Origin of the sequence: Kribbella albertanoniae, from assembly GCF_004348455.1 — a bacterium.
In the GTDB taxonomy this organism is placed as follows: domain Bacteria; phylum Actinomycetota; class Actinomycetes; order Propionibacteriales; family Kribbellaceae; genus Kribbella; species Kribbella albertanoniae.
Genome location: NZ_SMKA01000422.1, coordinates 1 through 4679, shown reverse-complemented (window position 1 = coordinate 4679; position 4679 = coordinate 1). Strand labels below are relative to the sequence as shown.

The 4679-nt window shown below is 66.0% G+C and carries 4 protein-coding genes; 1 reads left to right on the top strand and 3 read right to left on the bottom strand.

The window, feature by feature from the left end; all coding sequences use genetic code 11:
* The coding region (locus E1261_RS43245) for a Mov34/MPN/PAD-1 family protein (RefSeq protein WP_202875463.1) at positions 1-97 on the bottom strand (97 nt) is incomplete at its 3' end.
* A gap of 104 nt (positions 98-201) precedes the next feature.
* Between E1261_RS43245 and E1261_RS43240 the strand changes: the two genes are divergently transcribed.
* Positions 202-585 carry a hypothetical protein gene (locus E1261_RS43240; RefSeq protein WP_132415927.1) on the top strand — a complete coding sequence of 128 codons (384 nt, stop codon included), beginning with the start codon at positions 202-204 and terminating at the stop codon, positions 583-585.
* A gap of 1 nt (position 586) precedes the next feature.
* On the opposite strand, the gene E1261_RS43235 is transcribed toward E1261_RS43240, so the two are convergent.
* Both E1261_RS43235 and ileS read right to left on the bottom strand, forming a co-directional pair.
* Positions 587-1564 (bottom strand): aldo/keto reductase, encoded by a 978-nt coding sequence (locus tag E1261_RS43235; RefSeq protein ID WP_132415925.1) that lies wholly within the window; start codon positions 1562-1564, stop codon positions 587-589.
* 10 nt (positions 1565-1574) lie between these two features.
* Complete coding sequence (gene ileS, locus E1261_RS43230) at positions 1575-4622, bottom strand: isoleucine--tRNA ligase (protein ID WP_132415923.1); 3048 nt, start codon at positions 4620-4622, stop codon at positions 1575-1577.
* Positions 4623-4679: the final 57 nt, after the last annotated feature.

Here is a 4679-nt window from a genome sequence, read left to right as displayed (position 1 = left end):
CCTCCGGCCCGGTCACCACCCCACAAGCCTCGTCCGGATGATCCCGCCGCGCATGCGCAAGGATCGCCTCGTACGTCGCCTGGTCAATGATCAACACACCACCAAAGGTAGTTGGCGCGACCGGCCCATCCGGACGAGCGCCCGCTGTGTCCAGATGCTGGATGGTTTCAGAGAGTGACGACTTGGTGATACTGGGTGAACATGAGGGGAATCAGAAGATACTGGGGCTACCTGCTGTTCATCGCACTGATCACCACCGCTTGGACCTGGCGGCTCGGCCCCGTCGTGCTCGGGCTCGCGTGGACCCTGGTCACGGCGTACTTCCTGTTCCAGGCGCCGGTGTTCTGCGGCGCCGAGACCCGGGCGGGCCAGCTCTGCCGCAACAACGCGAGCGGGATCATGATGGGTTGCAGCTATCGCCAGCACAAATGGCAGAAGCTCAAGTTCGCCGTCGTGCCACGCCGCTGGCGGGAGCTGAACAAGGGGTTGTGGGCCAGCGGCGGCAAGATCCTGGCGACGCTGAGCACGATCGTCGCCATTCTCTCGGGCGTCATCAGCACGATCCTTGCCGTGGCGGCGGCCTGAGCTACCAGCGGGTGTGGATTTGGGGGCGGATCAGCTCGTCGTAGATTTCCTGTACGGCGGTTTGCTGGTCGGTGGTGAGTTCGGGGAGGGCGGCTGCTGCGACGTTGCCGGCGACCTGCTGGGGGTTGCGGGCGCCGGGGATCACTACGGAGACGCCGGGCTGGTCGATGATCCAGCGGAGGGCGAACTGGGCCATGGTGGCGCCGGCGGGGAGCCAGGGCATCAGGCGGCGGACGGCTTCGAGGCCCGTACCGAAGTCGACGCCGGAGAAGGTCTCGCCGACATCGAAGGCCTCGCCGTGCCGGTTGTAGGTGCGGTGGTCGTCGGCGGCGAAGACGGTGTTCTCGTCGTACTTGCCGGAGAGCAGGCCGCTGGCGAGCGGGACGCGGGCGATGATGCCGACGCCCGCCTCCTGGGCCGCGGGGAGGACCTCGTCGAGGGGCTTCAAGCGGAGCGCGTTCAGGATGATCTGGACGCTGGCCACGTTCGGCCGGGCGATCGCGGTGAGCGCCTCGGCGCAGGTTTCCACACTCACGCCGTACGCCGCGATCCGGCCCTCGTCGACCATCGCGTCGAGATCGTCGAAGACCGCGTCGGTCGAGTAGACCGGAGTCGGCGGGCAGTGCAGCTGAACCAGGTCGATGGTGTCGACACCGAGGTTCTGCCGGGAGCGGTCGTTCCAGGCGCGGAAGTTGGCCGGGTTGTAGTTCTCCGGGAGCTGCTCGACCCGGCGCCCCATCTTGGTCGCGACCGTCAGCCCTTCATGTTCCTTCAGGATCTGCCCGACCAGCCGCTCGCTCCGGCCATCGCCGTACACGTCGGCGGTGTCGATGAAGGTCACGCCACCCTCCACCGCAGACCGCAGTACGGCGAGCGCCTGGCTCTCGTCCACCGACCCCCAGTCGGCGCCCAACTGCCAGGCACCGAGCCCGACCACGCCTACATCCCGACCGGTCCGTCCCAGCTTCCGCGTCTCCATGAGCGCAACATTAGGACCTGAGGTCAATCTCCAGTTCAGAGCCCTCTTGTACGGCGAGGTCGGTGGCCAGCGTCTCGCGCATGATCAGCTCCCGATGCGTCTCGACGGCTTGGGCCACCGCAGGTTCCGCGGTCACCGTCAGCCGGATGCGGTCGGTCACCTCGAGCCCCGAATCCCGCCGCGCCTGCTGGATCGAGCGGATCACGTCCCGCGCCGTACCCTCGGCTTCGAGCTCCGGAGTGATCGTCATGTCGAGAACAACGAAACCGCCGCCCGGCAACAGCCCACTCGACCCGCCCGACGCGGCCAGCGTCGTCTCCAGCGTGTACTCGCCCTCGACCAGCTCGATGCCCCCGGCAACCACCACACCGTCTGCGGACTCGGACCAGTCGCCGGCCTTCGACGCCTTGATCGCCGCCTGCACGGCCTTACCCAACCGAGGTCCCGCGGCCCGCGCGTTCACCACGATCCGTTGCGACACGGGTGCGTCGACCGCGTCCACCGAGGTCAGCACCACCTCGCGGACGTTCACCTCAGCAGCGATCAACCCCGTCAGCGCCTGCAGGTCGGCAGCTGTTGCCACGGTCAACTTCTCCAGCGGCTGCCTCGCCCGGATCCCGGTCGCCTTCCGGATCGCGGACGCGACCGAACACACCTCGCGGGCGCGCTCCATCTGCACCACCAGCTCCGGATCGTCCGGCAGATCTCCGACGGTCGGCCAGTCGGTCAGGTGCACCGACCGCTCCCCCGTCAGCCCGCGCCAGATGTCTTCGGCAACCAACGGCAGTAGCGGCGCGACCGCCCGACAGAGCGTCTCGAGCGCCGTGTACAGCGTGTCGATCGCCGCCTGCTCACCCGCCCAGAAGCGATCGCGGGAACGCCGGATATACCAGTTCGTGAGCACATCGACGTACTCGCTGACTGCGTCACAAGCCGAAGCGATGTCGTACCGATCCAGCTTCTCCTGCACATCCGTGACAAACAGCCGCAACCGAGCCAGCAGGTAGCGATCCAGCAGATCCGTCGGCTGCGTGATCGCCTGCCCCTCGATACCGGCCGCGTTCGCGTAGAGGGCGAAGAAGGACCACGCGTTCCAGAGCGGGATCAGCACCTGCCGGACGCCCTCGCGGATGCCCTCCTCGGTGACGATCAGATTCCCACCCCGCAGGATCGGGCTCGACATCAGGAACCAGCGCATCGCATCCGCGCCGTCCCGATCGAACACCTCGCGCACGTCCGGGTAGTTGCGCAGCGACTTGCTCATCTTCTGCCCGTCGCTGCCGAGCACGATCCCGTGGCTCAGAACCGACTTGAACGCCGGCCGATCGAACAACGCCGTCGCGAGGATGTGCATCGTGTAGAACCAGCCCCGCGTCTGCCCGATGTACTCGACGATGAAGTCGCCCGGGAAGTGGTTCTCGAACCAGTCCGTGTTCTCGAACGGATAATGCACCTGCGCGAAACTCATCGACCCCGAGTCGAACCACACATCCAGTACGTCGGGCACCCGGCGCATCGTCGACTTCCCGGTCGGGTCGTCGGGATTCGGCCGGGTCAGCAGGTCGACGTACGGGCGGTGCAGGTCCTTGACCTCGACCCCGAAATCACGCTCCAGCTCGGCGATCGAGCCGTACACATCGATCCGCGGGTACTGTGCGTCGTCGGAACGCCAGACGGGGATCGGGCTGCCCCAGAAGCGGTTCCGGCTGATCGACCAGTCCCGGGCGTTGCTCAGCCACTTGCCGAACTGGCCGTGCTTCACGTGTTCCGGGGTCCAGGTGATGTCCTCGTTCAGCTCGACCATCCGGTCGCGAAGCCGGGTCACCTCGACGAACCAGCTCGAAACCGCCTTGTAGATCAGGGGATTCCGGCATCGCCAGCAGTGCGGGTAGCTGTGCACGTAACTGTCTTCGCGAATCAGGGCGCCCTTTGATTTCAGGTCGCGGATGATCGGGCGGTTCGCCTCGAAGACGTGCAGACCCTGGTACGGCGGGACCACGCTCGTGAACCGGGCGCCGTCGTCCACGGTCAGGATCGTGGGGATTCCGACGGCATCACAGGCCAGCTGGTCCTCCTCGCCGTACGCGGGGGCCATGTGTACGACGCCAGTGCCGTCCTCGGTGGTGACGTGTTCGGCCGCGATGATCTGGAAGGCGTTCGGGGTGTCGGCGAAGAAGTCGAAGAGTGGGGTGTAATGCTTGCCGATCAGCTCGCTGCCCTTGAACCTTTTGATGACGTCAGTGAATCCATAGGCCTGGAGTCGGGCCTCGGCGAGGATCGTGGGTCGGCCTTCGGCGTCGTTCACCACCACGTAGTCGAGGTCGGGGCCGACCGCCATCGCGAGGTTGCTCGGCAGGGTCCACGGGGTGGTCGTCCAGGCGAGCAGCCGTTCGCCGGTCTCGAGCTCGACCGCAATCGTGATCGAGGGGTCCTGCCGCTGCTGATAGACGTCGTCGTCCATCCGTAGTTCGTGGTTGGACAGCGGGGTCTCGTCGTTCCAGCAGTACGGGAGGACGCGGAGGCCTTCGTACACCAGCCCCTTGTCGTACAACGTCTTGAACGCCCAGATCACCGACTCCATGTAGTCAGGACTGAGCGTCTTGTAGTCATTGTCGAAATCCACCCACCGCGCCTGCCGAGTGACATAACTCCGCCACTCGTCGGTGTACTTCAGCACCGCTTCCCGGCAGGTCGCGTTGAACTTCTCGATCCCCAGCTCGAGGATCTCCGCCTTCGTCTTCAGCCCCAGCACCCGCTGAGCCTCCAACTCGGCCGGCAATCCATGCGTATCCCACCCGAACCGCCGCTCCACCCGGAAACCCCGCATGGTCTGGTACCGCGGCACCAGGTCCTTCACGTACCCCGTCAGCAGATGCCCGTAATGCGGCAACCCATTGGCGAACGGAGGCCCGTCGTAGAAGACGAACTCCGCCGTGGTCCGCCGCTCAATGGACCCACGGAACGTGTCATCCGCCTCCCAGAACGCCAGCACCTCCCCCTCAACCTCAGGGAAGTCCGGAGCCCCACCCACCCTGCCACCAGTCCTCGGATAGCTCACCCCCGCATGCTACGCACGCCGCCGTACACAAGAACTGTTAGTACGTCACCCCAACCA